The sequence below is a fragment of the Methylobacter sp. Wu1 genome (assembly GCF_036553575.1).
Classification (GTDB): Bacteria; Pseudomonadota; Gammaproteobacteria; order Methylococcales; family Methylomonadaceae; genus Methylobacter.
The window spans coordinates 64,690-90,391 of sequence record NZ_JAZHOC010000061.1 but is presented as its reverse complement, the minus strand read 5'-3'; the positions used below and the strand labels follow the sequence as shown (position 1 = coordinate 90,391).

31 protein-coding genes are annotated in these 25,702 nt (G+C 52.2%); 8 read left to right on the top strand and 23 right to left on the bottom strand.

Annotation, left to right across the window (positions count from 1 at the left end; genetic code table 11):
• Positions 1–156, top strand: a 156-nt coding sequence (locus V2P20_RS12740) for a sodium ion-translocating decarboxylase subunit beta (protein WP_331816069.1), incomplete at its 5' end; no start/stop codon positions are given.
• Positions 157–246: 90 nt separating this feature from the next.
• Here the strand turns inward: V2P20_RS12740 and V2P20_RS12735 are convergent.
• From V2P20_RS12735 to V2P20_RS12710, 6 genes are all read right to left on the bottom strand, one after another.
• Positions 247–1,059 (bottom strand): hypothetical protein, encoded by an 813-nt coding sequence (locus V2P20_RS12735; protein WP_331818872.1) that lies wholly within the window; start codon positions 1,057–1,059, stop codon positions 247–249.
• Between the two features lie 176 nt (positions 1,060–1,235).
• Positions 1,236–1,439, bottom strand: a complete 204-nt coding sequence (locus V2P20_RS12730) for a hypothetical protein (RefSeq protein WP_331818870.1) — start codon at positions 1,437–1,439, stop codon at positions 1,236–1,238.
• 94 nt (positions 1,440–1,533) lie between these two features.
• Positions 1,534–2,127, bottom strand: a complete 594-nt coding sequence (locus tag V2P20_RS12725) for a DUF502 domain-containing protein (protein WP_331818868.1) — start codon at positions 2,125–2,127, stop codon at positions 1,534–1,536.
• Between the two features lie 344 nt (positions 2,128–2,471).
• Positions 2,472–3,749, bottom strand: coding sequence for a phosphate regulon sensor histidine kinase PhoR (gene phoR, locus V2P20_RS12720; RefSeq protein ID WP_331818866.1), 1,278 nt, complete (start codon positions 3,747–3,749; stop codon positions 2,472–2,474).
• Positions 3,750–3,752: 3 nt separating this feature from the next.
• On the bottom strand, positions 3,753–4,445 hold the full coding sequence (gene phoB, locus V2P20_RS12715) for a phosphate regulon transcriptional regulator PhoB (RefSeq protein ID WP_194969506.1): 693 nt from the start codon (positions 4,443–4,445) through the stop codon (positions 3,753–3,755).
• A 79-nt stretch (positions 4,446–4,524) separates the two neighbouring features.
• The gene (locus V2P20_RS12710; RefSeq protein WP_331818863.1) at positions 4,525–4,989 is read right to left on the bottom strand and encodes a nucleoside deaminase; all 465 of its coding nucleotides are present in this window, start codon (positions 4,987–4,989) and stop codon (positions 4,525–4,527) included.
• Positions 4,990–5,184: 195 nt separating this feature from the next.
• On the opposite strand from V2P20_RS12710, the gene V2P20_RS12705 reads away from it, so the two are divergent.
• A complete protein-coding gene (locus V2P20_RS12705) occupies positions 5,185–6,549 on the top strand; it encodes a sulfite exporter TauE/SafE family protein (RefSeq protein WP_331818861.1) in 1,365 nt (454 codons plus the stop codon).
• Between the two features lie 330 nt (positions 6,550–6,879).
• Here V2P20_RS12705 and V2P20_RS12700 read toward each other — a convergent pair whose 3' ends face one another.
• From V2P20_RS12700 to V2P20_RS12655, 10 genes are all read right to left on the bottom strand, one after another.
• Positions 6,880–7,566 carry a CTP synthase gene (locus V2P20_RS12700; protein ID WP_331818859.1) on the bottom strand — a complete coding sequence of 229 codons (687 nt, stop codon included), beginning with the start codon at positions 7,564–7,566 and terminating at the stop codon, positions 6,880–6,882.
• Positions 7,567–7,660: 94 nt separating this feature from the next.
• Positions 7,661–8,539, bottom strand: a complete 879-nt coding sequence (locus tag V2P20_RS12695; RefSeq protein ID WP_331818857.1) for an EamA family transporter — start codon at positions 8,537–8,539, stop codon at positions 7,661–7,663.
• A 100-nt stretch (positions 8,540–8,639) separates the two neighbouring features.
• Positions 8,640–9,320: an HAD family phosphatase gene (locus tag V2P20_RS12690; protein ID WP_331818855.1), complete on the bottom strand. Its 681-nt coding sequence runs from the start codon at positions 9,318–9,320 to the stop codon at positions 8,640–8,642.
• Positions 9,321–9,395: 75 nt separating this feature from the next.
• Positions 9,396–9,770 carry a hypothetical protein gene (locus V2P20_RS12685; protein ID WP_331818853.1) on the bottom strand — a complete coding sequence of 125 codons (375 nt, stop codon included), beginning with the start codon at positions 9,768–9,770 and terminating at the stop codon, positions 9,396–9,398.
• Between the two features lie 73 nt (positions 9,771–9,843).
• Positions 9,844–10,716 (bottom strand): metallophosphoesterase, encoded by an 873-nt coding sequence (locus V2P20_RS12680; protein WP_331818851.1) that lies wholly within the window; start codon positions 10,714–10,716, stop codon positions 9,844–9,846.
• Positions 10,717–10,839: 123 nt separating this feature from the next.
• Positions 10,840–11,646 (bottom strand): cyclase family protein, encoded by an 807-nt coding sequence (locus V2P20_RS12675; protein WP_331818849.1) that lies wholly within the window; start codon positions 11,644–11,646, stop codon positions 10,840–10,842.
• 290 nt (positions 11,647–11,936) lie between these two features.
• Positions 11,937–12,578, bottom strand: a complete 642-nt coding sequence (locus V2P20_RS12670) for a hypothetical protein (protein WP_331818847.1) — start codon at positions 12,576–12,578, stop codon at positions 11,937–11,939.
• Between the two features lie 170 nt (positions 12,579–12,748).
• Positions 12,749–12,946, bottom strand: a complete 198-nt coding sequence (locus V2P20_RS12665; RefSeq protein ID WP_331818845.1) for a hypothetical protein — start codon at positions 12,944–12,946, stop codon at positions 12,749–12,751.
• A 223-nt stretch (positions 12,947–13,169) separates the two neighbouring features.
• On the bottom strand, positions 13,170–13,592 hold the full coding sequence (locus V2P20_RS12660) for a secondary thiamine-phosphate synthase enzyme YjbQ (protein WP_331818843.1): 423 nt from the start codon (positions 13,590–13,592) through the stop codon (positions 13,170–13,172).
• Between the two features lie 32 nt (positions 13,593–13,624).
• Entirely contained in the window at positions 13,625–14,104 is a 480-nt protein-coding gene (locus V2P20_RS12655; RefSeq protein ID WP_331818841.1) for a nuclear transport factor 2 family protein, read from the bottom strand.
• 148 nt (positions 14,105–14,252) lie between these two features.
• Between V2P20_RS12655 and mscL the strand changes: the two genes are divergently transcribed.
• Complete coding sequence (mscL, locus tag V2P20_RS12650; RefSeq protein WP_331818839.1) at positions 14,253–14,651, top strand: large-conductance mechanosensitive channel protein MscL; 399 nt, start codon at positions 14,253–14,255, stop codon at positions 14,649–14,651.
• A 43-nt stretch (positions 14,652–14,694) separates the two neighbouring features.
• Here mscL and clpB read toward each other — a convergent pair whose 3' ends face one another.
• A complete protein-coding gene (clpB, locus tag V2P20_RS12645; protein ID WP_331818837.1) occupies positions 14,695–17,271 on the bottom strand; it encodes an ATP-dependent chaperone ClpB in 2,577 nt (858 codons plus the stop codon).
• Positions 17,272–17,454: 183 nt separating this feature from the next.
• On the opposite strand from clpB, the gene V2P20_RS12640 reads away from it, so the two are divergent.
• The 5 genes from V2P20_RS12640 (at position 17,455) to V2P20_RS12620 (ending at position 20,077) form a co-directional block, all read left to right on the top strand.
• Complete coding sequence (locus tag V2P20_RS12640) at positions 17,455–18,189, top strand: DUF1538 domain-containing protein (RefSeq protein WP_331818835.1); 735 nt, start codon at positions 17,455–17,457, stop codon at positions 18,187–18,189.
• On the top strand, positions 18,186–18,962 hold the full coding sequence (locus V2P20_RS12635) for a DUF1538 domain-containing protein (protein ID WP_331818833.1): 777 nt from the start codon (positions 18,186–18,188) through the stop codon (positions 18,960–18,962). The genes V2P20_RS12640 and V2P20_RS12635 overlap by 4 nt, the downstream gene beginning before the upstream one ends.
• Before the next feature lie 8 nt (positions 18,963–18,970).
• Positions 18,971–19,321, top strand: coding sequence for a P-II family nitrogen regulator (locus tag V2P20_RS12630; RefSeq protein ID WP_331818831.1), 351 nt, complete (start codon positions 18,971–18,973; stop codon positions 19,319–19,321).
• Positions 19,318–19,728, top strand: a complete 411-nt coding sequence (locus V2P20_RS12625) for a CBS domain-containing protein (protein WP_331818829.1) — start codon at positions 19,318–19,320, stop codon at positions 19,726–19,728. The genes V2P20_RS12630 and V2P20_RS12625 overlap by 4 nt, the downstream gene beginning before the upstream one ends.
• Before the next feature lie 145 nt (positions 19,729–19,873).
• A complete protein-coding gene (locus tag V2P20_RS12620; protein ID WP_020159073.1) occupies positions 19,874–20,077 on the top strand; it encodes a cold-shock protein in 204 nt (67 codons plus the stop codon).
• A 72-nt stretch (positions 20,078–20,149) separates the two neighbouring features.
• On the opposite strand, the gene V2P20_RS12615 is transcribed toward V2P20_RS12620, so the two are convergent.
• The 6 genes from V2P20_RS12615 to V2P20_RS12590 all read right to left on the bottom strand — a co-directional run bounded on the left by V2P20_RS12615 (position 20,150) and on the right by V2P20_RS12590 (position 25,595).
• Positions 20,150–20,563, bottom strand: coding sequence for a TM2 domain-containing protein (locus tag V2P20_RS12615; RefSeq protein WP_331818824.1), 414 nt, complete (start codon positions 20,561–20,563; stop codon positions 20,150–20,152).
• A gap of 69 nt (positions 20,564–20,632) precedes the next feature.
• Entirely contained in the window at positions 20,633–21,076 is a 444-nt protein-coding gene (locus tag V2P20_RS12610; RefSeq protein ID WP_331818822.1) for a universal stress protein, read from the bottom strand.
• Between the two features lie 8 nt (positions 21,077–21,084).
• On the bottom strand, positions 21,085–21,597 hold the full coding sequence (locus tag V2P20_RS12605) for a hypothetical protein (RefSeq protein ID WP_194969486.1): 513 nt from the start codon (positions 21,595–21,597) through the stop codon (positions 21,085–21,087).
• A 90-nt stretch (positions 21,598–21,687) separates the two neighbouring features.
• The gene (locus tag V2P20_RS12600; RefSeq protein WP_331818819.1) at positions 21,688–23,571 is read right to left on the bottom strand and encodes an ATP-binding cassette domain-containing protein; all 1,884 of its coding nucleotides are present in this window, start codon (positions 23,569–23,571) and stop codon (positions 21,688–21,690) included.
• Positions 23,572–23,725: 154 nt separating this feature from the next.
• Complete coding sequence (locus V2P20_RS12595) at positions 23,726–24,256, bottom strand: YcxB family protein (protein ID WP_331818817.1); 531 nt, start codon at positions 24,254–24,256, stop codon at positions 23,726–23,728.
• Between the two features lie 34 nt (positions 24,257–24,290).
• Positions 24,291–25,595, bottom strand: coding sequence for an NAD(P)/FAD-dependent oxidoreductase (locus V2P20_RS12590; RefSeq protein ID WP_331818815.1), 1,305 nt, complete (start codon positions 25,593–25,595; stop codon positions 24,291–24,293).
• Positions 25,596–25,702: the final 107 nt, after the last annotated feature.

Below are 25,702 nucleotides of genomic sequence, written 5' to 3'. Positions count from 1 at the left end.
GTCTCGGCCGTGCCGATGGCCGCGCGCGTGGCCAACAAGCTGGGCCTGGAGAGCAATCCGCACAACTTCCTGCTCATGCATGCCATGGGCCCGAACGTGGCCGGCGTGATCGGCTCGGCGGTCGCGGCCGGCATCCTGTTGAGTCTGGTGAAATAGCCGGCGATATCTCCACTTAAACGAAAGCCCTGTCAGGAATATCCGGACAGGGCTTTTATGCACTAGCCAAACCCATTAATTCCCGTCTATTCAAGCCGTTTGTATCGGCTGATTTCCATTCCAGAACGATGAGCTTTTAATGGCGTTTCCTATCGCTTCAACTACGCGATCAATCAACGCTCTTAATTGATTGATCGACTTGCCCAGCCATGCCAGGGCGCTGGCAGAAAGTTTCAAGCCTAACTCAGGCAATACGGCCATTTGCTGTCTGGCAGGGTCGATCAGCCACACCTGAAGAATAATCCGGCTCTGTGAAGGCAGCGCCAGGACCGCGACGACAATTTCGTCATAGATGACTTTGCAAGGATAGAGGATTTTCTGCTCAGTCATGTCCCGGATGGCTTTCAAATAGCTGTAGGTTGATGCAACCGTTTCATTGACCAACGAGTTGAGAGGCTCGACAACGCCTTGTTCAAAATACAGTCTGGCTTGTTCGGGCCACTGCTTGATCAAGGCGGAATAGTCGTGGATATTTGCTTGAATGACGGTTACTTTCTGGTTGACGAGATCCCTGGTTTCGTAGACCAATCGCTGCATGGTCTCGATGCGCTGGCGGATTTTAGCGAAAGTCGGATTGATGTATTTTTCGTCCACGCCGCTTTTGATTTGATGCCTGCAACGCTCAATCCAGTTAACCGTTGTTTTTAGTTGCGTGTTTTGCGCCGCTGTCAGTTTTGACTCCAATTCATAAATGCGTGAATCGCGCTCGGTCAGCGACAGCTTTAGCAGACTGATGGTATTCTTACTTGATTCCAGCTCCTTGGAAAGCGTTGACACCTGATCTTCCAATCGGGTTAATTTCACCAGCAAGTCGCCTGCAGCGACACCGTCATTAGATTCCATAACTGCACTCCCCTCATGTAATTGTTTGTGTTTATTGTATTTTTGCCGTTTTTATTGCTAGTACGCAAGCTCATTCATAACAAGCAAAACGTTCAAAGTCAATCAAAAACTATCAAACACAAAACAGACAAAATGGGGAGAGTAAGCCGCCCCCCATTCCGCATGAGGGCATCGCTTTACTGCGTGCTTTGCTCGATTTGCTGCCGCTGCTGCGCGGCTGCATCCAGAACCGTCTGCTCGACCGCCTTGGCCTTTTCCAGCGCTTCCCTCTCGGCCTTCAGCACCTCGCTATCGGCAGCCGCGGCCGGCTGATCTTCTCCATTGCAGCCGGCAATTGCCGCCCATGACAGCATAACGGTTATTCTAATTATTGATTTCATCCAGGTTAATCTCATCTAGTAATATCTCTATTGCATGTCGCTCTGTTTTTCGCTTGATCCCGGGCTGACTTGGTAAACCAATCCTTGTTGGTTCTTACCGGGGTAACTGGCCCACTTCCGTATCTTTATTAAAATCGACGCCAACGCTGACAATAAAACTGGTGGCTTCTTCAATATTCATGTTGGATCTGACGATCTTTGACTTATCGACGATGACGGTAAATCCCGATGTCGGATTCGGCGAGGTAGGCACGAAAAGCACGTACTTTTCATTGAACCGGTTCGTGACATAGGCAGGCACCCAGACTCCGTCTTTCGGGTATTCCACATAGACGACCTCTTTGGCGATGCTCTTGTCATGGGAGGAGAACATATTTATGACTTTCTTAATAACCCTGTAAACGGTGTTCAAAAAAGGAATTCTGTCGATAACATGCTCAAAAGCGGCAATAAACCAGGGACGCCCCTGTTTGGCTATCTGACGACCGATGGAAACGAGAATGATGAAGCTGACGGCAAAAATCAGCAACGTATAAGCATAACTGACCGAATAACCGTAAACCAGCTGAAACAGGTCGGCAACCCGGTCTTTTACAAAGATGATGATTTGTAAAATTATAACAATAGGAATAACTGCCAAAATTCCGATTAAAAGATAGTTCAATAACTTCTTGATCAACGCGCTCATTTTCTTCCTCCACTGCTTGAATCAATAGCAGAACGCCGGATGCCGACTGATCATCCGGCAAACAGTCCGCTACATTTTTTATTATTTTGTTGTAAAGTCTTGCTGCGGCCAGCAAAAACAAACGCATAATAATCTGTCGAAAAAACATTGTGCCTGAGCTGAAAACGGCTTCAATGAGAACAGTTAAAACCACAGGCAGAATGACGTCTGCTTCGCTTGTTTATTTATGGCCCGTCTCAATTATAAGCGAATTTATAATTGCTGCCTGCCGAATTGAAATACAGCCGGCAAGGATTTGAGGTATTTAAAGGTCCGATCGAGTCGCTAAGAAGTAAATGAAAGCATCAGCTGCAAAGCCGTGCCGCAGGAAAGCAACAGCTGAAACGGCTGCCCTTGCCCAGTTCGCTGACGATGTCCAATTTGGCGTCATGACGCATCAGCACATGCTTGACGATAGCCAGGCCCAGCCCAGTGCCGTTGACTTTCTTGCTGCGCTTGACTTCAACCCGGTAAAAGCGCTCGGTAATGCGAGGGATTTCGGCCGCGGCGATGCCTTCGCCCTGGTCTTCGACATCCAGCATGAGAGCGTCTTCGGATCGATGCCAGCGTATTTTCACTTTCGAATCATCGGGCGAATATTTCAAGGCGTTGCCCAGCAGATTCGTGAAAGCGCTGCGCAATTCCTGTTCTTCGCCGACAATATGCGCATCGGTTTCGAGCGATAATTCGATGCGCCCGGCCGCCGTTTCCAGCGCGTCGCTTTCCTTGCAGATCTGGTTTAATAAAGCCGGAATGTCGACGCACTGCACTTTCTTCTGTTGCGTTTCCAGCCGCGTCAGCAGCAACAGGTCATCGACCAGATGCTGCATCCGCTCGGTCTGTCCCTGCATTTGCTGAACCGAATGCGTCAGCAACGGTGAATTGCCGTCATCCATGTCCTGCATGGTTTCCAGATAGCCTTTCAACACTGTCAACGGCGTTCTGAGTTCATGCGAGACATTGGCAACAAAATCCTTGCGCATCCGTTCCATTTTTTTCAGCTGCGTGACATCCTGTGCCAACAGCAGCCGCAGTCCGGCGCCATATTTAACAATCCGCACGGCCAATGTAAGGCTGTGGTCCACCGGTGCAGGCAGCATGACCGCCTCATCGTAATGGCCGGATTTAAGGTAACGGATAAACTCGGGGAAACGGATCAGGTTGGGAATGCGCTGGCCTTTATCGGTCTGCTGGAGTCCCAGAACCTCTCGGGCCGCTTTGTTGGTCCACTCGATTTCGTCATGCGCCCCCAAAACAACGGCGGCATCAGGCAAGGCTTCCGTGGACTTGCGAAACTGATCTATCATCTTGCTCAGTTTCTTCTTGCGTTTTTTCTCGTTTTTTTTGATGCGGTAGACATGATAGTAAATATCTTCCCAGACACCGGTCGCTTTAGGGTATTTGCCGCGCCCGCCTGTGCTTACCCATCTTTCAAACCGGCTGATCTGGAATAACTGACTGATCCAGAGCCCCAACATCACCAGAAACACAAACAACAAAACATGCCCTGTTAGACTGCCTGCCACTAACGCGGCCAAAAACAGCAGCAGCGCAATGCCGATCTCTTTTTGCCAGAAGCTCATAACCTAGCTTGTCACTGAGAACCGGTAGCCGAAGCCGCGCACGGTCTGAACCAGATCCTCTCTGCCGTATTCGCCGAGGATTTTCCTGAGCCGGCGGATATGCACGTCGACCGTGCGCTCCTCGATATAGACGCTGCGCCCCCAGACCTGATCCAGCAGTTGCGTGCGGTTGTACACCTTATCGGGGTGGGTCATGAAAAACTGCATCAAGCGGAACTCGGTCGGGCTCACGTCCAGTTGCTTGTCTCCGATGCTGAGGCGGTGCTGTTCGGTATCGAGCACCAGATCGCCCAGTTCTATTTGCGCCGCGCCCTGAATTTTTCCGCTTCTGCGCAGTACGGCGCGGACTCGCGCTATCAGTTCCTTGGGCGAAAAAGGCTTGGTCATGTAATCGTCGGCGCCGATTTCCAGCCCTTTGACCTTGTCTTCTTCCTCGCCGCGCGCCGTCAACAGGATAATGGGCAGCTCCCGATACGTCTGGTCTTTCTTCAGGCGCCTGGCCCATTCAACGCCGCTGATGCCCGGCAGCATCCAGTCCAGCAGAATCAAGTCCGGTAAATTATCATCGAGGACTCTCTGCGCTTCTTCCGCATCAGCGGCTGCAATCGGCGTAAAACCGGCCTGCTCCAATACCAGCATTAACATGCCTTTGATAGCATCTTCATCTTCAACAACGAGAATTTTAAAACTGGACATAATTAATTGAGTGATTATTAAATCTTCATATTGTAGAAAACCTATATTACTCTTTTATGACAAGAGCCCATCAATTGCGCTAAGTCGCCTTATGGAACATGCCCCTGGGCGCCTTATCGAACAATGCATTGCACTCGGCCTCCAGTAAGCCGCCGACGACGCGGCTGTTCCGGAACGGGGTTCTGGCGGCAATTTCCTCCGCGCGGATATCAATTTGCCACCAGTTCCGGTTTTGCAGATAAGGAATGGACGTGCCGTAATAAACCGTGCCGATACCCGCCCATTCGATCGCGCTTTGGCACATCGGGCACGGTTCCGCCGTCGTATACAGATCGAATTCGCGCCAGTCCGCTGATGGATGGGACTGCGCGCAATGGTTGATCGCGACCATCTCGCCATGCCAGGCCGGATTCAGCACCGACTGATTGAAACCTTCGGCGACAATCTCACCGGTCGCCCGCCTTACGATAACGGCGCCGAACGGAAACTCGGGAACCTGCAAAGCCAGCTCAATGGCTCTGCGCATGTAATCTTCTTTATTCATCTGTTCAACCTGCCGGTCAGATATTTGCCAAATTTTTAACTTTCAGGCTCATTATAATTAAACGCATCGGATTGATAGAGAACCGGCGATAATTTTTTAGCCGCGTACGCAGGCTAAATCACTGCATCCGGATGCATTGGCAAACCGGCACAAGTCTCATACAATCTATTAATCACCCTTATTCTTCATCGCAATATGAAACCCAAACATTACGAACTGCCTGTCACCGGTATGCAATGCGCGGACTGCGAAAATCATATTGTCGAAGCGGTTGCCGGCCTTCCCGGCGTCATCAAGGCGCAGGCCAGCTTTACTGACGAAACGCTGACGCTGGATCTGGACAACGACATCATATCGCTCAAGACAGTCTGCGCGGCAGTCAAATCGGCCGGTTATGAATGTTCGAACCGCGCCCGGCATAAACCGGCTGGCCTGGGCAAACGCCTTTTCCACATTATCGTCGCCATCACAGGCATCATTCTGCTGCTGCAATTGAACAAATTCGTTCAGCTCGACCTATCTCTGGAAGACATCGGGAAAACAGCCAACTACGGCTTGCTGTTTCTGGTCGGCGTTTTGACCAGCTTCCATTGCATCGGCATGTGCGGCGGTTTTGTCATCAGCTATACGGTAGCCGGCGCAAAATCGGGCAAGCCGAATTATTTCAGCCATTTGCTTTACGGTCTCGGCAAAACGCTGTCCTATTCCGGCTTCGGCGCCCTGTTCGGACTGATCGGCGGCGCCATTACCTTTACCCTGGGCATGCGCAGTATGGTGTCGGCCGTGGCGGGCGTATTCCTGATCCTTTACGGATTGAGCATGCTGGAGGCGTTCAGCGGCTTAAGACGCCTGCACATACGCCTGCCTTTCTTCGTTAACCGTTTCTTGGTCAGGCGGCGCCAGCGCACGTCCAATCCCTTCATCATCGGTTTGCTGAACGGCCTGATGATCGCCTGCGGCCCCTTGCAGGCCATGTATATCATGGCCGCCGGCACGGGCAGCGCCTTAGCGGGCGCAACCATGCTGGCCGTCTTTGCGTTGGGCACGCTGCCCGTCATGCTGGCATTCGGCTACTTTGCCGGCATGATTTCCAGCGGCGCCACGCAGCGGTTCATGAAAATCTCGGCCGTCATCATCCTGCTGCTCGGAGCGGCCATGCTCAACCGCAGCCTCCTGATTTCGGGCTCCGGCTATGATGTCAATTCATTGTGGTCAAGAGCGTCGCTGGCATTTCAGGAGCGCTTCATGACCTGGCGGCATGACCATGCCGACGCCGGGTCGCACCTTCAAGATGGCTATCAGGTCATTTACATGGAAGCCGAAGCCACCGCGTACAAGCCGGACAAATTCAACCTGCGCTACGGCATTCCGGTCAAATGGATCATCAACGTCAAGGAACTGTCCAGCTGCAACAAAAGAATCATCGTTCCGACGCTGGATATGACCATTGACCTGAAACCCGGCTTGCAAGTCGTCGAATTCACGCCGCAGCAAATGGGCGCAATCAGCTGGAGCTGCTACATGGGCATGATTCCGGGGACGTTTATTGTGAGGAAATGACGGGGCGGGTTAGGGATCGCTATTGAGCCAAAAACTCAGCCTTGGCGCGGCATCTATAGGCAGGGTTGGAGCTTTAGGCCTACCCGCTGCCCTGCCGAAATCAAGGCGAAATCCATGTAGGGTACGAGACTGTGAAAGTATTCAGAATTTTTCTCTTTAATATCTATATATTGTTAGATACAAATATAAAGCTCACAATATATTGTGGTAAAGATTTCAAAAAACGAATACTTTCACATCCTCGCACACACCGCGTACCACTTCAAGTCTTTTCGGCACACCACAAGTTCGGAAAGGTACGCGATGTGTACCCTACAAAACTAAAACAGCCTACAGCCCTACGGAGCCTAAAAAAGCCGTAACCAATGGATGCGGCTGTTCAGGCGTGGAGCGCGCCTGCGGCACGAACAGCGTGCCAATGAAAAATGGATGATCGGGATGCTCAATAACGCGCACTTCGCCTTCAGCATCCGAGCCGGAAATCTTCAGCGGCCCTTGCTTCAATAAATGGATGTAATCCGGATTGACTCCGAAATTGCAGTAGTACTGTTCTTTCGCCGACAAACTGCCGTAAATATCAGCCGCCTGAGACCCCGGCGCAAAATCAAGCTGCATCCTGCGGCCGGCAAGGGAGCAAGCCAGCCTGGAAATGAAAAGACTTGAAGCGTATGGGTCGTACTCGGCATGCTGCGCCTCGCTGAAATCCAAAACGTTGCGGGCGTACTCGATTACGATATGCTGAAACCCGCCGCAGGTGCCGAAACAGGGAATCTTGTTTTCCCTCGCATAGCGAATGGCCCATAAGGTCTTCTCCATGCTCTTGTAAGGACTTCCCGGTGCCACCCAGATGCCTGAATAACGATCAAACAGGTCCTGATTAATGTCCTCCGTTGAAACCCATTCCGCTGTTATGTCCATATCCAGAAAATTCTGGGCATGCTCGATGGCCGCATCGGTCGAAACATGGGGCGGAAATGTCGGTGTGTATTCGCCCAGTAAAGCTATCGATTTTCGCATAATGCTCAGCTCCTTTGATTAGTCTGATGATATTGTAGAAAAGCCATTTTTTGCCGAGACCGGGCCTGCATGTCATCGGTTTTTCATGAGCGGATCAAGCGGGACGAAGACGCATGGCGATGCGGGCGCCGGTCAGATTGATGCACAGTCCGGCAATAATCAGGACGGCGGCGGCTATTTTCCATTGATGGATAGGCTCCCCCAGAACCAGCGCCGAGCTCGCAAAGCCGAACACCGGCACCAGCAAAGTAAACGGAGCCACCGTCGCGGCCGGATAATGGCTCAGCAGCCAGCTCCACACGGCGAAACCCAGCACAGTTGACAGATAGGCGATATAGCCGACTGCACCAATGGTGGACCACGAAAGATGAGAAAAGCCCTCAAGATTCCAGCTGCCTTGCTCCAGCAGATAGGACAGAAGCAAAAGCGGCGGCCAGGCAACGAGACTGCCCCACACCACCAGTGCCAGCATATCGACTTTGCCCAGTTTCTTGGAAAGAAGATTGCCGACTCCCCATGAGGCGGCGGCGCCAACGATTAAAGCCAGGCCGAAAGCCGAGATTTCGCCGCCGGTATTCGCGGCGACCAGCCCGATGCCCGAAAACGACGTCAAGGCGCCGATGACCTGCCAGACCGATGGCTGCTCAGCCAGAAACACGACGGCCAGTGCGACAGTGAAGAATACATGAACCTGAAGCACCAAAGACGCCAGGCCCGCCGTCGTTCCGGCATACATGCCGGAAAACAGCAGCGCAAATTGAAACACGAACATCACCCATCCGAAGGCCATAACCTGGTAAAAAGGAACGGCAGGACGCCTGATAAAAAAGACCGCCGGAAATGCGGCGAGAAAGAATCTGACTGCGCAAAGCAGAATGGGCGGGAGTTCTTTAAGGCCCACCTTGATGACCACAAAATTGAATCCCCAAATGGCTATTATCAAGATAGCCAGCGCAATGTGTCGCAGATGCATAGTTGCTTCCCTGTTTAACGTTTTAAATGAGGCGATTGCCCAAGAGCACAGCTTTTGAGCAATCACTTGTCCGAATTTTGGGCATATTCGCCGCTACGTGTCATGCATTCAGCAGCATCTGGCGAGGAAACTGCTCGAAGCTCTCGATTGCGGCCGATACGCCTTCGCAGGCCAGAAGCCTGCCGTGCGTTGCACGCGGGCCAAGGCCCACGATGTATCCGATATTTGCGGCATGCGCGGACTTGAATCCGGAAATGGCGTCCTCGACAACGATACATTCGTGCGGCGGCACTTGAATGTTTGCGGCCGCCTTCACATACATGTCGGGTGCGGGCTTTCCGGGAAGGAAACCGTCGTCGTAGACGATCCGCTGCAGATCGAACCACTTTGCCAGGCCAAGATGATGCACGAAAAAATCGAGGTTCGTTCTTTCCGAGGCCGTTGCGATTGTTCGCGGTATGCCCTCGGAGGCAAGGAAGTCTAGCAGTGCCTGTGCACCTGGAGACAAGACAAACCTGTCGGGATTTTTTAAGCATAAGTTTCGGTACATTGATTCTTTGACTTGAATGAGGTCAAGAATCTCTGTTCCATGAAGCATACGGCCCGTGAGATAGCCAAGAATGTGAGCGTTAGTGCGGCCGTGTACATGGATTGAAAATTCATCGTCATTCAATTCAGTGCCCCTGAGCCGAAGGGCCGTCGCCTGCCATGCCTGAACATGAAGCGGCGCGTCCCAGAGCAAAACGCCGTTAAAGTCAAAGATGATTCCTTTATATTTCATTGTGATCCCAGTAGTAATGGCATGCCGGTGTGAACAAAAAAAACTGCCACCTGCAAATGCCGAGTCCATTGAATATTACTTTTGTTTTTCAATAATGGCATTTTTTGAGCCTGAATACATAGTTTTCGCCTGGAATCCGGCTGGAACATAGACTTTGTTATTGCTGCCCGCAAGACTGATGCTTTGAACAACGGCCGTTTCCTCGACGGTAATGTTGTTATCGACTCCGGAGACAAGCAACTGGCTGACGGTATTCCCGGCTTTAATGGTCACATCGTTTTTCATGCCTGATACCCTGACGCTATATTCGCCTGCTTTATTGAGAACGGTCTTTGAATCGATGCCGGCAATTGCAATCGGCATCTTTGCCGCCGAAGCGTTACGGCTTGAGTCAACTTGACTGCACGCAGCAAGCAAGACTATAAAAAGGATCTGAAATGCTTTAATCATGTGGTCTCCTTGATATAGCGAGTTGTGAAAAAACATCAATCTCCGGCATGATCAGTATCCAGAATCAACCCGGCTACTTCGCTGAAACTTCACTCCAGGAAACACCGTCCCGCATATAGGATGCCGAAACCCACCTTGATTCCTGCACATCAAATAGCGTCAGGCCTGAATTGTCGCCTTCTTCACCATAGATCCTGGACCACCAGGACACGAAAGCGCCGGTATCCAGGCACAGGTGGGATAGCAGCTGGCGTGGTTTAGCGGCATAAGTATGACCGCAAAAGGTCAGAGAAAGGCCGGCTTGCGTCCCGGCAACTTCCTGTTCGGCCAAGTGGCTCGACATCAGTGCCCGGCTCCAGTAAAGTTGCCGTTCAGCTTCGGGCGGTATTAATTGCCGCTCAAGCCACTGGTCAATATCGCTGTCCAGCCAGACAATATGATCGGCGGTTTTATAATCCGGTCTGACCAGATCGGCATGAATGATATGGAATCGGTTGCTTCCTTCTCCTACGACCCATACCAGCGGCATCTGTAACGCCAAAATCAATCCGCGATTAAATTCCTGCGTCATGCAATGCCGGTCAGAGTCAACATAGCCGCTCACCCAGTCTCCGCCGTACTCCAGAAATCCATTATCAACAATGTCCTCCAGCGGATCGAACTTTCCAGTCGCCAGGTAAGATGAAAAGAAATCCAGCATCATCAGTTCGTGATTGCCCCGCACTGCGTAAAACCACGATTCCTCAAGCAATTGCAGGCAACGCAGCGAGTCGGGTCCCCGGTCGATCAGATCGCCGACCGAAAACAGCCGGTCACGGGTCTTGTCGAACGCCACTTCATTCAACAATTGCTCAAGCAGACCGTAACAGCCATGCAAGTCGCCTACGACATAGTCCTTACCGACGATATTAGCGGGGAGTTTTCGGATGGGGGCATTGCTTTTCATGGCGTTACCTATAGAAATCTTGACCGGATATTAGCACCTGGACGGATGCAATGCGTCAACACTTTTCCCGATACAATCCTGTATGCCTCCATGCCGGGTTAGCCCACCCATCCTGCAATGCGATTAATGCGCCCCATCCGGCGTGAAAGCGATTATCCGCAACGGTGCCCCGCTGCCCCCTTTAATCTTCATCGGAAGCGCGATCACCTGCGCGCCCACTGTCGGCACTTTGTCCAGGTTTGCGACATTCTCAAATACAGGCGTGCTCTGGCCCATCAGTGCTGTATGACTGCCAAACAACTGCGATTGCCCGTAGTCAATGCTGGCTGTGTCTATGCCTATCGCATTAATTCTTCGGCTACTGGCTAACCATTTGGCCGCTTCAGGATGCAGTCCCGGGAAATGCAGCTCGGCTACGCCTTCAGCACCTCGCTTGTCGGTACCTAAATACTTGAGCCGGTCAGGCCAATACTGTCCATACCCCGTTTGCAGCAACACTATGCTCCCTTCCGGTACCTTCCCGTGCTGAGATTCCCAGGCGTTGAAATCTTCTACACTGATTTGGTAATCCCGATCTGCCGTCGCCTTCTGTGAAACATCTATTTTGACTGCCGGAGCAATCAGCTTCGTCATCGGGATCTGATCTATTGTTTTGCCCCCGGCCGCGAAATGGATTGGCGCATCGATATGAGTGCCGCCATGTTCAGCAGCGCAGAACTTGTAGGCTGAATAGTAATACCCTTTCTCCGTCACGCCGGCAGAGACGGTGTCTAATTGGAACGGCTCAGCTGTTGGCCAATAGATGGTTTCCGGGGAAAAATCATAGGTCAAATCTATCCATTGCCCTGGAGGATAGCTGCCGAGTTTATTAGCGCAACCAGCGGCAAGGCAACACAGTACAGCAAGCGAGGCTATCTTGGTTAGTGGCATTGTCCAATCTCCTGTGCTTAATGATTCCGCGGTGTGATTAATGGCGGCAGGCGAACACATCGTCAGGCCCGATCTATCGGAAACTATTCGGGAGCCCAGCGTAATTTGCGTTGCGGCCATTTAGGATAACCTATCTTATACACCAGCCCTGATTGTCTAAGCAAAGATATGTTCAGCATCCAGGCTAAGCAGGAGTCTTAGCGTAAACCCGGCATAGATAATATCGAAATGCTGGGTTTAGCAACCCAGCCTACAGCGCTGATCAGCATAAGTTAGAATATGCTTAATCATCAGCAGAATGAGAATAATGTCTCGCCAACAACGATTGATTTGCCTATAAAATCATTTTGTGTCGATTTCAATCGTACTTCAGGCGTTTTGGAGAATCGTAATTTTACCGAGTCGGACTGATCGAATTTAAACTCATGCTTCTCTAACAACGGGTTGTTAATGCAAACCTCTTCTATTTTGGCAATGCCAAAAGCCCCGCCATTCGATTTTTTGTATTCTTCGCTAAGGCGCGCTTTCCATCCGTCTGTATTAAATTTGTAGTAACAGACAAAAACAGTTGGAACTTCCTTGCCGGCAATGACGAATGTCTTATACCCTTGGGTATCCTCGCCATCCAGCAGTTCTATGCTTTCATCATTCAAGCCGGCTCGTATATTTTCGCTGTCGGTTTGACTTGTAAGGCAAACTCCGCTGAGCCCTGAATATTCGGTATTTGTGATGCCAAATCTCTCTTTGAACGATATAAGTTCAATATTGGCGTTGCCGAAATTCATTCCTATGCTTGCATATCTGTCGGAGGTAATCAAAGGCCAAGCTTGAGGCAATGCAAACTTCCTGTAAAAATCCTCATAACTAGCCTGAGGATCATCCACCTCGATCATCAAATGGTCAATTCTGTCGAACTGGTTCAATCTAGCCATGATTTTGTCCTTATATCATTTGAGCCTGAAAAATGGATATTCAGGTCGGCATATTTCATATCCCAGCCCCGGCTGTGATTTGTGTAGGCCGGGTTGGAGCTTTAGCGGAAACCCGGCATGATGACATTTAGCAATCCAGTCCACAGGCTCGGTAGATATTTAACAGGCCTTTACTGATCACGGTCTCGCGAGGTTGTTTCGCCAAGAGACTTAATAGTTTTTCTAAGGCGGTAGTTGTCTGTTCCGAGAACAAGGATGGTCACTAACGTGATGATGTTGAATCCTTCAGTTTGTGCCTCATGCCAGAAAAACCAAGCGCCAGCAGATACTAATATCGCGACGAGTACGAGAATCAATTTATCCATCATGCAAGCCTTACCTGATAAGTGTATATATTGCAACCAATAATTTGTCGACTGCTAAATAATACAAGATAACATCCATGTTATACATAATGGACAGGCAGGGGTAACTTTCGATGCCTTAAGCTTTCCGGCGATTATCCTGATATTTCAACGAATTGCAGGTTAAAAAATTGCATCCTAATAATATCGAATTTTTATAGATTTACAGAAACAGCCAGCAATCGGATCAATCATCACCCTGAATCGTCACTACCAGACTCCGGCTGCCGCCATGATTCCGATGCTCGCACAGATAGATGCCTTGCCAGATGCCCAGATTCAGCCTGCCGTTGGTGATGGGAATGGTTAAGGTGGAGCCCAGGATGCTGCTTTTCAGATGCGCGGGCAGATCGTCGCTGCCTTCGTAGTTGTGCCGATAGTAAGGCTCGTCTTCCGGCACTACTCTATTGAAAAAACTCTCGAAATCCTGACGCACGGTCATGTCGGCATTTTCATTCAGCGTCAGCGAGGCTGACGTATGCTTCAGCAATATATGCAGCAGCCCGCACCGGATGCTTGCCAGTTCCGGTATGGCTCTGAGCACTTCATCGGTGACGAGATGAAAACCGCGGGGCCGCGCTTTCAGTTTAAATTCTTTCTGAATCCACATAGTAAAATCTTAAACGCCGCAATAGAAAATGGTTACAAACCGAGTTCGCTGAGGCCTGGATAATCATCGGGCCGGCGCCCCGGAAGCCAGTGGAATTTGCGTTCCGATTCCTCGATGGGCATGTCGTTGATGCAGGCGAACTGCTTCTGTACCAGGCCGTTCGCATCGAATTCCCAGTTTTCGTTTCCATAGGAGCGGAACCAGTTGTTGACATAATCGTGCCATTCATAAACGAAACGCACCGCGATGCGGTTATTTTCATGCGCCCAAAGTTCCTTGATTATCCTGAATTCCTGTTCACGCACCCATTTGCGCGTCAGAAGCCGGATGATTTCCTCCCGGCCTTTCGGAAATTCGATGCGACTACGCCACTGACTGTCGATCGTATAATCCAGAACGACCTGCTGCGGATCGCAGCTGTTCCATGCATCCTCAGCCATGCGGACTTTCTGCATGGCCGTCTCACGCGTGAATGGCGGCACTGGCGGTCTGAACTCATCATTAATATTCATAGTCTTTCTCCTTAAGATGGGCGGATCAAGGTAGCCGATTCAAAAGAATCTGTATGAACAAGCTCATTTTATAGTCTGGACGCTTTCACTGCCTTTAAAAACAGTCTGACAGCTTGCTTCTAAATAATAACCATGAGGGAAGTCAATTATGAGCATATTACGTGAATTTAAAGAATTCGCCGTTAAAGGCAACGCCATCGACATGGCCATCGGCATTATTATCGGAGCCGCTTTCGGCAAAATCATTTCATCGCTGGTCGACGACATCATTATGCCTCCGATCGGCATGCTGGTCGGCGGCGTCGACTTCACCAATCTGGCAGTAACGTTAAAGGAAGCCACCCTGGATACGCCTGCCGTAACGGTTAATTACGGCAATTTCATTCAGACTTTGGTTAACTTCACGATTATTGCCTTCGCCGTTTTCATGATAGTCAAACTTATCAATCGCTTCAGAAGAAAACAGGAAACTGCGCCGGAGCCCGCGCCTACCAAAGAAGCGCTATTGTTGGCTGAGATCCGCGACTTGCTGAGGGAAAGAAAATAGCATGATCAGGGTGGGCAGCGCCGTGCCGCCCACCCGATATCGCTTAGCCTTTCGTAAAGCTCAGCTCGCCATTGTGCACGTCCACTTTGACGACGTCGCCCGCCGCAAACTTGCCGGCCAGGATTTCCTGGGCCAGCGGGTTTTCCAGTTGATGCTGGATGGCCCGTTTCAGCGGCCTTGCGCCATAAACCGGATCGAAGCCCGCTTCGCCCAGTTTGTCGAGCGCGGCCGTGCTGATTTCGAAACCGATTTCGCGGTCCTGCAGGCGTTTGCGCAGGTATTCGATCTGGATTTCGCTGATCGCCCGGATTTGCTCGCGCCCCAATGGATGGAAGACCACCGCGTCATCGATCCGGTTGATAAACTCGGGCCTGAAGCGCAGGCCGACGATTTCCATGACCGCCGCTTTCATCTCTTCGTAATGCGCCTCGCCGGCCAGTTCCTGAATGCGGTCCGAACCCAGGTTCGAGGTCATGACGACGACGGTGTTCTTGAAATCCACGGTCCGGCCTTGGCCATCGGTCAGACGGCCGTCGTCTAGCACCTGCAGCAGCACGTTGAAGACGTCCGGATGGGCTTTTTCGATTTCATCCATCAGGATGACCGAGTAGGGTTTGCGCCGGACCGCTTCGGTCAGGTAGCCGCCTTCTTCATAGCCGACATAGCCTGGAGGCGCGCCGATCAGACGCGCGACCGAATGCTTTTCCATGAACTCGGACATGTCGATGCGCACCAGCGCGTCCTGCGTGTCGAACAGGAATTCGGCCAGCGCCTTGCACAACTCGGTCTTGCCGACGCCGGTAGGTCCCAGGAACAGGAATGAGCCGTTCGGCCGGTTCGGATCGGACAAGCCGGCCCGCGATCTGCGGATGGCATTGCTGACCGCTCTCAGCGCCTCATCCTGGCCGACCACGCGTTTGGCTAATGCTTCTTCCATGTGCAGCAGTTTTTCACGCTCACCTTCCATCATCTTGGAGACCGGAATGCCGGTCCATTTCGACACGACTTCGGCGATCTCCTCTTCAGTGACTTTGTTGCGCAGCAAAGTCATTTTATGGGGCTCAACCGACGAGGCCGTGTTGAGCTGTTTTTCCAGCGCCGGAATGATGCCGTACTGCAATTCCGACATGCGCGCCAGATCGCCGGCTCGGCTGGCTGCTTCCAATTCGATCCGGGACTGGTCCAGCTTTTCCTTGATCGATGCCGTACCTTGAAGCGAAGCCTTTTCGGCTTTCCAGATTTCCTCCAGATCGGAATATTCTTTTTCCAATTCGGCAATGTCTTCCTCGAGGATTTCCAGGCGTTTTTTGGAGGCCGGATCGGCTTCTTTCTTCAGCGCTTCGCGTTCTATTTTCAACTGGATCAGGCGTCGGTCCAGTTTGTCCATGGCTTCCGGCTTGGAATCGATTTCCATGCGGATGCGGCTGGCCGCCTCGTCGATCAAATCGATGGCCTTGTCAGGCAATTGCCGGTCCGAAATGTAGCGGTAAGACAGGCTCGCGGCGGCCACGATGGCAGGATCGGTAATATCGACGCCGTGGTGGACTTCGTATTTCTCTTTCAGTCCACGCAGAATCGCAATCGTGTCCTCGACGGACGGCTCGTCGATCAGCACTTTCTGGAAACGGCGCTCCAGGGCCGCGTCTTTTTCGACGTATTTGCGGTATTCATCAAGCGTAGTTGCGCCGACGCAGTGCAATTCGCCGCGCGCCAGAGCCGGTTTCAGCATATTGCCGGCATCCATGGCGCCTTCCGCCTTGCCGGCGCCGACCATGGTGTGCAGCTCATCGATGAACAGGATAATCTGGCCTTCCTGTTTGGCCAGATCGTTCAGGACGGCTTTCAGACGCTCTTCGAACTCGCCGCGAAACTTGGAGCCGGCGATCAGGGCCGCCATGTCCAGCGCCAGCACGCGCTTGCCCTTGATGCCTTCCGGCACCTCGCCGTTGACGATACGCTGCGCCAGGCCTTCGACGATCGCGGTCTTGCCGACGCCGGGCTCGCCGATCAGAACCGGGTTGTTCTTGGTGCGGCGCTGCAGAACCTGGATCGTGCGGCGGATCTCATCGTCGCGGCCGATAACGGGGTCCAGCTTGCCGGCTTCGGCGCGCTCGGTGATGTCGATCGTGTACTTTTTCAGGGCCTGACGCTGGTCCTCGGCATTGGGGTCGTTGACCGCCTGGCCGCCACGCATGGCGTCGACGGCTTTTTCGGCCGCTTCCCTGGTCACGCCGGCTTTTTTCAGCAGGTTCTGCAATAGGCTTCTTTCTTCCAGGGCAGCCAAGACGAACAGCTCGCTGGAGATATAGGCGTCGTTGCGTTTCTGCGCCAGTTTATCGGTCAGGTTCAGCAACCGGTTCAATTCATTGGAAATCTGGACATCGCCGCCCGAGCCGCTCACCGTGGGGATGCGATCAATTTCCTTGTTCAGCTCGACCCGCAGCGTATTGGTATTGACGCCAATCTGGGCCAATAGGGGCTTGACGCTGCCGCCTTCCTGATCCAGCAAGGCGAGCATGACATGCACCGGCTCGATGAACTGATGGTCTCTTCCCAGAGCCAGACTTTGGGCATCGGCCAGCGCCATTTGAAACTTGCTGGTTAATTTATCCATGCGCATTTGATGTACCTCTAAAAGATAATTTCTAAGTTACCGCTAACATGGGGGGTAATCCGACCGTTTTCAAGCCAGGAGCGCCAATTTTGTAACAGGGTTTATTCCAACAACTCAAACCCGACTTGATTTTTGCTGGGATTGTTGCTTAACTGAAAAAGACTCAATGACGAAAAATTCAGATTAAACATGCGGTTATTGAACCACCCTTTTATCAGACAGCTATTCAGCAGTTTTCTGGATCTGGTGCCGATCCTTGCTGTGGTCATCATCTTCCAGGTCTTCGTTATTCAACTGCCCATTCCCGATGTCGCTGATTTAATCACCGGCACGTTTTTAGTGGTGCTGGGCCTCACCCTGTTCGTTCAAGGACTGGAGCAAAGCCTGTTCCCGCTGGGCGAGTCGATGGCTCACGCGTTTGCCCGCAAAGGCAGCCTGTTCTGGCTATTGGCCTTTGCCTTCTGTCTGGGCTTCAGTGCTGCGATTGCCGAACCGGCGCTCATAGCCATCGCCCAAAAAGCCGCCAATATAGCCGGCACAGGCGGACTGATCGAACAGACCGAGGCCGCCAAAGACAGTTATGCATTAGGACTGCGCGTTATCGTCGCCCTGTCCATCGGTTTCGCTATCCTGATCGGCATATTCAGAATTATCCGCGGCTGGCCGGTCTATTACCCTGTGTTCTTGGGTTTTGGCGGCGTTGCAGTCATGACGCCTTTTGCACCGGCCGAGATCGTAGGCATCGCCTATGATTCAGGCGCCATTGCCACATCAACCATTACCGTGCCGCTGGTCACTGCGCTCGGCATCGGCCTGGCCACGGCCATCAAAGGCCGCAACCCTGTATCGGACGGCTTTGGGCTTATCGTTTTAGCGGTGTTGATGCCGATGATTTCCATCATGGTTTACGGGATGGTTATATGATTGAATGGTCAATCCATCTGGTAACGGAACTGCTGAAAACCTGTCGGGATATCCTGCCTATCGCAGTTACGATTATCGGTTTTCAGTTATGGGTAATCCGCAGGCCCTTGGCCCATCCCAAAAGAACGCTGATAGGTTTTTTCTATGTCCTGCTTGGCATTGTTGTCTTTCTGGAGGGGCTGGATATGGCATTGTTCCCGCTCGGGAGCCTGATGGCATCTCAGCTGACGTCGCCTGAGTTCCTGGGCATTAATCCTGCCAGCCAACCGGTATCCTGGCTCACCTATTTTTGGGTTTACGTTTTTGCTGGCAGCATCGGGTTCGCCACCGCGTTAGCCGAACCAGCCCTGCTGGCTGTCGCCATCAGAGTCGAAGAAATTTCAGGCGGCACCATTAATGCCTGGGGACTGCGCATTGCGGTGGCCCTGGGGGTCGCCTTGGGCCTGGCCTTAGGCACATTTCGAATTATCACGGGGCTGGATCTGTCTTTTTTTATTATCGCCGGTTATGTCATCATTGCCATACAAACGCGCTTTGCGCCCAAGGTGATTGTCGGCCTGGCCTATGACTCCGGCGGTGTAACGACCTCGATGGTGACCGTGCCGCTGGTTACGGCGCTGGGACTGGGACTGGCCGAGGCCATACCCGGCCGCAACCCGTTATTGGATGGTTTTGGCCTGATCGCCTTTGCCAGCCTGTTTCCTATCATTGCTGTACTGGGTTATGCGCAAATTGCACACTGGCTCGCAAGCAGAAACTCACCTAAATCCTGAGGTAAACCATGCATTTCAAATTAATTATCGTACTTGTCGATGATGACAAAACCGAACTGGTGCTTGAAACGGCGCGTAAAAACGGCGCCAAAGGGGCAACCGTTGTCAATAACGCCCGCGGCGAAGGCCTCAAACGCTCCAAGACCTTTTTCGGCCTGGCGCTTGAGACACAACGCGATGTTCTGCTGTTGCTGGTGGAAGAGCATCTGAGCCGGCACATTCTCGAAACCGTAGCCCAGGCGGCCCAGTTTGACAGCAGGCCCGGCACCGGCATCGCTTTCCAGATCGATGTCGAGGATGCCATCGGCGTCACGCATCAGGTTGAAGAATTAACCCATGAAATCGAGGATAAAATATGACAGGCAAGCTTCCAATAACCCGCGTCAGGGATATCATGAAAACCGAGGTCGGCAACATCGACGGTATTGCGACCGTAGCCGACGCCCTGAAAAAAATGAAAGCGCTCAGAACATCCGTGCTGATCGTCAATAAGCGCCATGACGACGATGAATTCGGCATGATCACGTCCGGCGATATCGCGCGCCATGTGCTGGCAAAAGACCGGGCGCCGGAGCGCGTCAATGTCTATGAAATCATGGCCAAGCCGGTCATCAGCGTTTCCCCGGACATGGATATCCGCTATTGTTCGAGGCTGTTTGCCCAGTACGATCTGGTCAGGGCGCCGGTCGTTGAAAACCAGCAGGTCGTCGGTATGGTCAGCCCTAATGCGCTGGTACTTGACGGACTCTACAAAATCTTTCAATAAATGGCATCCGGCGAAAAATAACAGTACAATAGCCTGCGATCAGACGGCAGATGTTGAGTTAGGGATTCCTAGGTTGTTAGGTTGTCCGGTTATCAATGTTTTAGTTCTGTGTTAACCGTAAGTTATTTTTTCAGGAGTTTTCAAAATGGCAACAGGCACTGTAAAGTGGTTTAATAACACAAAAGGTTTTGGTTTCATTGAACCTTCAGAGGGTAGTGAAGACGTTTTCGTTCACCACTCGGTTATTCAGGGAGAAGGTTTTAAAACACTGTCCCCAGGCCAAACAGTCATCTTTGACATCGAATCTGGTCCAAAAGGCTTAACTGCCGCTAACGTGCAACCTAAATAACAAGGATCGCATTCAGATTCTAAAAGGCCCTGATGATGGCTCATCAGGGCCTTTTTTATGGCTTTCGACAAGCTATTTTAAAGGGCGGCCTTTGGCATCCTTGTCCATCTGCCCGCCAAAAAGCAGCACCGCTTCGATAAATCCCCAGACCACACCGAAACCGACCGTTAAAACAGTCAGCGCTAACTGGGCCAGAGCAATCCAGTAATAGCCCAAATAAAGTCGGTGCGCGCCAATGCCGCCTAAAACCAGCGCCAGCACAGCCGCCACATAGCGGTATTTGACGGCCTCGGGTTTAGCCAGATAAGCCCCCACCAGATTCACGTTGACAGCGGCATTGCCTTTTGCGTCAAAAGTGACATCATCGCCTGGCTCCGGCGACGCTTCCGCTGCCCAGTCATCGGCATTAAATTCAAACAATGCCTCATCGCTTTTTATGACCCCGGTTTTTGCCTCGGAATCATAACTTTCAATCTGTCCAATCATTTATATCTACCTTAATAACAATACAAGAGCGCTTTATTAATTGTAAGTCTGTGCGCCCAGTTAACCCTCTCACTCGTTTTTCAAACGCACGGCCAACACATCGCAGTACGCATGGTGCAATACGCCGTTCGCCGTCGAACCGAGCAACAAGGCCAGGCCGTGCCGGCCGTGCGAGCCGACTACGATCAGATCCGCTTGTTTTTCTTCGGCTACCCTGATGATTTCCAGTTTCGGACTGCCGACCGCTATGCATTGGCGGTCCTCGGCGATACCCAGGCTTTCGGCCAATTTGGCCAATCTGTCTTTTGCCGCCTCCATCAGTTCTTCGGTCAAGTCCAGATCAAACGGGATAACCGGCCCATACGCCGCGTCGGTCAGCGGCAAGTTGTCCACGACATGCACAATACTCAATTCTGCCTGATATTTGTCAGCCAGATCTTTTGCTCTCCTGGCGACGTCCTCCCCGTGTACGGAAAAGTCGGCCGCCAGCAATATATGTTTATAGTCTCCCATGATTTCTCCTATTCAACGACGGTAGCGTCGGGAAATAACAAGTCCATTACCTGATACATTGAAAACAGGTATAAAAACGCCAGCCCCAGGCCGAACATCAACGTCTGATCCAGCGCATTGCGGATAATATGGCCGGTAATCACCCAATGCCAGATCATCAGAACTATCATGACTGAAAATGCCAATAAAGTCATGCCTCCGGTCACCATTGAGGAAATTCCGGGCACGGCAAAGAAACTGAGCAGCGCATCGGTGCCCAATAAAGCACAGGTGGTTTGATTAAATCGCGCCAGCCTGTGCCCGAAGTACAGCATGACCCAGCTGAATCCAACAACGATCAATGTGCAGACCGTCACTACGAGCAATGTAGAAAGCCGGCCTACGCTGATATGAATCGTCAGAAAGTTAACGACGGCATAGGTGCCTATCATGCCGTACAGCAGCGATGGCGAGTACGGCAAATGCTGGGGCCCTTTCTTGAACAGGCAGATATCAAATAATAGCTTTATGATTTCGAACATGATCTTCCTTCCCGATATGCGCTAAACCTCGGCACTATTTATTGAATCGGCAACTTCCAGCTATTCGGCTCTTGTCCTGGAAGTTGAATTTTATTTAGCCTCTTCCAACTTTTCCTCGGCTTCCATCCAGGCGGCTTCAGCGTCCTCCAAGGCTTTGTCGACTTGCACCTTGCGTTCCATCAGTTGCTTTAAGCGATCTTTTTCCGAATCGGCATAAATCGCGGGATCGGCCAGTTGTTGCTCCAGCTGGCGCTGTTCTGTATGGTATTTTTCAACCGCCTGCTCGGCTTTTTTCAGCGCATCGTACAGCGGCTTGAATTTCTGGCGGCGCTCCGCATCCAGTTTTCTCTGATCTTTGCGCGAAACCATCGGCGCGGCGTCGGCCGCTGGCTTTTCCTCGCCTTTTTTCTGTTCGGCCAGCCAGAGGCGGTAGTCCTCCAGATCGCCGTCGAACGGCTGGGCCTTGCCGCCGGCCACCAGCAGCAACTGATCGGTAACCGAGCGCAGCAAGTGCCGGTCATGGGAGACGACAACGATGGCGCCCTCATAATCCTGCAACGCCACGCTCAAGGCATGGCGCATTTCCAGGTCCAGATGGTTGGTCGGCTCATCGAGCAGCAATAGATTAGGGTTTTGATAAACCAGCATCGCCAGAACCAGGCGCGCTTTTTCGCCCCCGGAGAACGGCTTGACCGGTTCCAGCACCTTGTCGCCCTGAAAATCGAACCCGCCCAGGAAATTGCGCAAATCCTTCTCGGTGGCCTGATTGTCCAGTTTCTGCAGATGCCATAATGGACTCTCATCCAGACGCAATTGTTCCAGCTGATGCTGAGCGAAGTAGCCTATCTTCAGCGCGTCCGCTTCCCTTCGCGTTCCCGATAATGGCGACATGGTGCCGGCCAGCACTTTGATCAGGCTGGATTTTCCGGCGCCGTTCGGGCCCAGCAGACCGATGCGGTCGCCCGGCGATATCGACAGGCTTGCCTGTTCGATCACGCGTTTCTGGCCATAGCCGATGTCGGCCTTCTCCAGCGTCAATAACGGATTGGGCATTCTGCCGGGCGCCGGAAAGCTGAAATCGAACGGCGAATCGACGTGCGCCTGCGCGATCAGTTCCATTCTTTCCAGGGCCTTGATGCGGCTTTGCGCCTGGCGCGCCTTGGTGGCTTTGGCCTTGAAGCGGTCGACGAAGCTTTGCATATGGGCGATTTCCCGTTGCTGCTTCAGATAGGCGGCCTGCTGCTGAGCCAGCTTTTCGGCGCGCATTCGCTCAAAAGCCGAATAATTGCCGGTATAGATTTCGGCCTTGTTCTGCTCGATATGCACGATATGGTCAGTGATGGCGTCGAGGAAATCGCGGTCATGCGAAATCAGCAGCAGCGTACCGGGATATTTGCACAGCCAGTCCTGCAGCCAGATCACGGCGTCCAGGTCCAGGTGGTTGGTCGGTTCGTCAAGCAGCAGGACGTCGGACCGGCACATCAGGGCCTGGGCCAGATTGAGCCGCATGCGCCAGCCGCCCGAAAACGAACTGACCGGGTTCTGCTCCTGCTCAGGCATGAAGCCCAATCCGCTCATCAGCCGCGAGGCACGGGCCTGGGCCGAATAGCCGCCGATCGTGTCCAGCGCCGCGTGCAGCTGCGCCTGCTTCAAGCCGTCATCGGCCTGCTCGGCGGCGGCCAGTTGCTGCTGCAGGCATCTTAATTCGCGGTCGCCGTCAATGACGTAATCGATGGCCGAGCAGCCGACGGCAGGCGTTTCCTGCGCCACATGCGCGATTTCCAGGCCCGGCGGCATGGAGAAATCGCCTTCGTCCAGGTGCAGCTCGTTCCGAAGCAGCGCAAACAGGCTGGACTTGCCGACGCCGTTGGCGCCTGTGACCCCGACTTTCTGGCCCTTATGGATAGTGAACGAGGCGTTGGCAAACAAGACCCGGGCGCCCCGGCGCAACGATATATTTCTAAAATTCAACATGGACGTACAGCGTTAAAATCGGCTCGGATAGCCGCATAAAAAACAAATTCCGCAAACCTCTGGTTCAGGCTGCGGAATAAATATATGAATGAAGGAACAGCGGTTTTATACCGTCGATCAGCGGTATAAAGCCCAGCCTGACTTATTTGGCTATTTAAGCCGCTCGCTCAATCATTTTTTCGGCCTGCTCGGCGAATTGTTCCAGGTTGCCTTTTTTGACCGTTTCGACGGGAATCACCAGGGCCGTATTCAAATCGATATAGATGTAGACATAGCGGTTGCCGTATTCGACCCGCACCAGATCCTCCCAGGCCATTTTGTGCTTGCCGCTGGGCGATTTCTCCAGCAGGAATTTAGGATTGGCCGGATCGATAGTCAAGGTGTAAGTGCCGAACATATTGACCTTTTCCTTGTCGGTGTAATTGGTCAATATTTGCCGGCGCATGTCCCATATCATGATTTTCGGCGCAAAAATCGCCCAAAGAAGGGCAAAAAGCAACACATAGCCGGCCGACATTCTGTCCTGATAATAGGCATAATTGAAAAACGCCAGCAACGTCATGATGGCGGGCACGATCAGCCGGTGCTTTCTGATATTTTTCTGCATCTCCCCGGATTTCGACAACCGTAGCTCATTAAAATGGATTAAATCCTGTTCGCGGAACTCGTATTCAATTTCTAGCATGATAATTTTTGATAAATTTAAAAATATAAGGCGCTTAGTGCATTTTTATTTTTGCATGGGCACTGCGTCTGAACAGATTGGAGAGCGTCAGCATCGCCGTTCTGAAATAGCCGTGTATCGCCACTTGGTGCATTTTATACAATGAAAGGTAAACCACGCGCGCGATGAAGCCGCCAATGCTGACCGTGCCCATCAAATTGCCCATCAGGTTGCCGACCGTGGTGTATTTGCCCAATGAAACGAGCGAGCCGTAGTCGCGATAAACATACTGGACCGGCGCGCGGCCATTCAGCCGGTTGAGAATGGTTTTGTATAACGCCGACGCCTGCTGGTGGGCTGCCTGAGCGCGGGGCGGGACATTTTCATCATGACCGTCCCAAGGGCAGGCTGCGCAATCGCCCATCGCGAAAATATCGTCATCGCTGGTCTTCAGGGTTTGATCAACGACCAATTGATTGATGTGATTGGTTTCCAAGCCGTCCAGCTGCTTCACCCAGTCCGGCGCTTTAATGCCTGCCGCCCAGACTTTAAGGTCGGCTTCGATCATTTCCCCGTCATGCGTCTTGATGCCTTCTTTGGTTACCTCGACCACGCGGCGGCCCATTTTCAGATCGATGCCCAACTTGACCAATTGCTGTTGTGTAGCAGTCGCCAGTTTGCTTGGCAAGGCCGGCAGCAGCTGGGTCGCGGCCTCGATGATGGTCAGCTTCACGTTGCTGGATTCATCCAGCCCATAGACGGCCAGCAGATCGGTGACTTCATGCAGCTGGGCCGACAGCTCAACCCCGGTAGCCCCGGCGCCGACGATGGCGATCGACAGCGGCTTATCGGCGGCGGTGTTGATGCTGGCATGGTTCTTCATATAAGCTTTAACGAGTTGTTTCTGGAACTTGTATGCCTGCGAAGTCGTATCCAGAAACATGCAGTGCTCGGCCACGCCTTTGATGTTGAACGTATTGCTGACGCTGCCGACCGACATGACCAGTGTATCGTAGCTGAAAGTACGCCGCGGGATCAGTTCCTCGCCGTTATCGCCCAGGGTTGGGCTGACATAGATTTCCTTCTTCTTGCGGTCAAGCCCTTCCATCCGGCCCAGCCGGAAGCGAAAATGATTGCGATGCGCCTGGTTCAGATACTCGACTTCTTCGGTTTCGCCTAGCGTGCCGGCGGCGACCTCGTGCAGCAGCGGTTTCCAGATATGCGTCGATGAAGCATCCAGCAGCATGACTTCCGCAAGGCCTCTTTTGCCCAATTTATTGCCTAAACTGGTAGCGAGCTCAAGACCGGCCGCTCCGCCCCCCACAATCACTATTTTATGTTTTTCGTTATTATCAGCCATCACTATCCCCCAAATTATCTGCCTGAGCCGGACAGATTTAAAATAAACCTTACGTTATGCCACTGCGTCTGCCGAAAGGCGCCGCCTTTTTTACGGCATTATAGCGA

What these genes read in the sequence shown, in the direction of transcription:
- V2P20_RS12605 (WP_194969486.1), bottom strand. Translation starts at nt 21,597, where the DNA reads ATGTTCGAAATCATAAAGCTATTATTTGATATCTGCCTGTTCAAGAAA.
- V2P20_RS12730 (WP_331818870.1), bottom strand. Translation starts at nt 1,439, where the DNA reads ATGAAATCAATAATTAGAATAACCGTTATGCTGTCATGGGCGGCAATT.
- V2P20_RS12670 (WP_331818847.1), bottom strand. Translation starts at nt 12,578, where the DNA reads ATGGCTAGATTGAACCAGTTCGACAGAATTGACCATTTGATGATCGAG.
- V2P20_RS12595 (WP_331818817.1), bottom strand. Translation starts at nt 24,256, where the DNA reads ATGCTAGAAATTGAATACGAGTTCCGCGAACAGGATTTAATCCATTTT.
- V2P20_RS12620 (WP_020159073.1), top strand. Translation starts at nt 19,874, where the DNA reads ATGGCAACAGGCACTGTAAAGTGGTTTAATAACACAAAAGGTTTTGGT.
- V2P20_RS12655 (WP_331818841.1), bottom strand. Translation starts at nt 14,104, where the DNA reads ATGAATATTAATGATGAGTTCAGACCGCCAGTGCCGCCATTCACGCGT.
- V2P20_RS12675 (WP_331818849.1), bottom strand. Translation starts at nt 11,646, where the DNA reads ATGCCACTAACCAAGATAGCCTCGCTTGCTGTACTGTGTTGCCTTGCC.
- V2P20_RS12625 (WP_331818829.1), top strand. Translation starts at nt 19,318, where the DNA reads ATGACAGGCAAGCTTCCAATAACCCGCGTCAGGGATATCATGAAAACC.
- V2P20_RS12685 (WP_331818853.1), bottom strand. Translation starts at nt 9,770, where the DNA reads ATGATTAAAGCATTTCAGATCCTTTTTATAGTCTTGCTTGCTGCGTGC.
- V2P20_RS12600 (WP_331818819.1), bottom strand. Translation starts at nt 23,571, where the DNA reads ATGTTGAATTTTAGAAATATATCGTTGCGCCGGGGCGCCCGGGTCTTG.
- V2P20_RS12665 (WP_331818845.1), bottom strand. Translation starts at nt 12,946, where the DNA reads ATGATGGATAAATTGATTCTCGTACTCGTCGCGATATTAGTATCTGCT.
- V2P20_RS12725 (WP_331818868.1), bottom strand. Translation starts at nt 2,127, where the DNA reads ATGAGCGCGTTGATCAAGAAGTTATTGAACTATCTTTTAATCGGAATT.
- V2P20_RS12660 (WP_331818843.1), bottom strand. Translation starts at nt 13,592, where the DNA reads ATGTGGATTCAGAAAGAATTTAAACTGAAAGCGCGGCCCCGCGGTTTT.
- V2P20_RS12635 (WP_331818833.1), top strand. Translation starts at nt 18,186, where the DNA reads ATGATTGAATGGTCAATCCATCTGGTAACGGAACTGCTGAAAACCTGT.
- V2P20_RS12615 (WP_331818824.1), bottom strand. Translation starts at nt 20,563, where the DNA reads ATGATTGGACAGATTGAAAGTTATGATTCCGAGGCAAAAACCGGGGTC.
- phoR (WP_331818866.1), bottom strand. Translation starts at nt 3,749, where the DNA reads ATGAGCTTCTGGCAAAAAGAGATCGGCATTGCGCTGCTGCTGTTTTTG.
- clpB (WP_331818837.1), bottom strand. Translation starts at nt 17,271, where the DNA reads ATGCGCATGGATAAATTAACCAGCAAGTTTCAAATGGCGCTGGCCGAT.
- V2P20_RS12695 (WP_331818857.1), bottom strand. Translation starts at nt 8,539, where the DNA reads ATGCATCTGCGACACATTGCGCTGGCTATCTTGATAATAGCCATTTGG.
- V2P20_RS12710 (WP_331818863.1), bottom strand. Translation starts at nt 4,989, where the DNA reads ATGAATAAAGAAGATTACATGCGCAGAGCCATTGAGCTGGCTTTGCAG.
- V2P20_RS12590 (WP_331818815.1), bottom strand. Translation starts at nt 25,595, where the DNA reads ATGGCTGATAATAACGAAAAACATAAAATAGTGATTGTGGGGGGCGGA.
- V2P20_RS12640 (WP_331818835.1), top strand. Translation starts at nt 17,455, where the DNA reads ATGCGGTTATTGAACCACCCTTTTATCAGACAGCTATTCAGCAGTTTT.
- V2P20_RS12610 (WP_331818822.1), bottom strand. Translation starts at nt 21,076, where the DNA reads ATGGGAGACTATAAACATATATTGCTGGCGGCCGACTTTTCCGTACAC.
- V2P20_RS12700 (WP_331818859.1), bottom strand. Translation starts at nt 7,566, where the DNA reads ATGCGAAAATCGATAGCTTTACTGGGCGAATACACACCGACATTTCCG.
- V2P20_RS12735 (WP_331818872.1), bottom strand. Translation starts at nt 1,059, where the DNA reads ATGGAATCTAATGACGGTGTCGCTGCAGGCGACTTGCTGGTGAAATTA.
- phoB (WP_194969506.1), bottom strand. Translation starts at nt 4,445, where the DNA reads ATGTCCAGTTTTAAAATTCTCGTTGTTGAAGATGAAGATGCTATCAAA.
- V2P20_RS12680 (WP_331818851.1), bottom strand. Translation starts at nt 10,716, where the DNA reads ATGAAAAGCAATGCCCCCATCCGAAAACTCCCCGCTAATATCGTCGGT.
- mscL (WP_331818839.1), top strand. Translation starts at nt 14,253, where the DNA reads ATGAGCATATTACGTGAATTTAAAGAATTCGCCGTTAAAGGCAACGCC.
- V2P20_RS12690 (WP_331818855.1), bottom strand. Translation starts at nt 9,320, where the DNA reads ATGAAATATAAAGGAATCATCTTTGACTTTAACGGCGTTTTGCTCTGG.
- V2P20_RS12705 (WP_331818861.1), top strand. Translation starts at nt 5,185, where the DNA reads ATGAAACCCAAACATTACGAACTGCCTGTCACCGGTATGCAATGCGCG.
- V2P20_RS12630 (WP_331818831.1), top strand. Translation starts at nt 18,971, where the DNA reads ATGCATTTCAAATTAATTATCGTACTTGTCGATGATGACAAAACCGAA.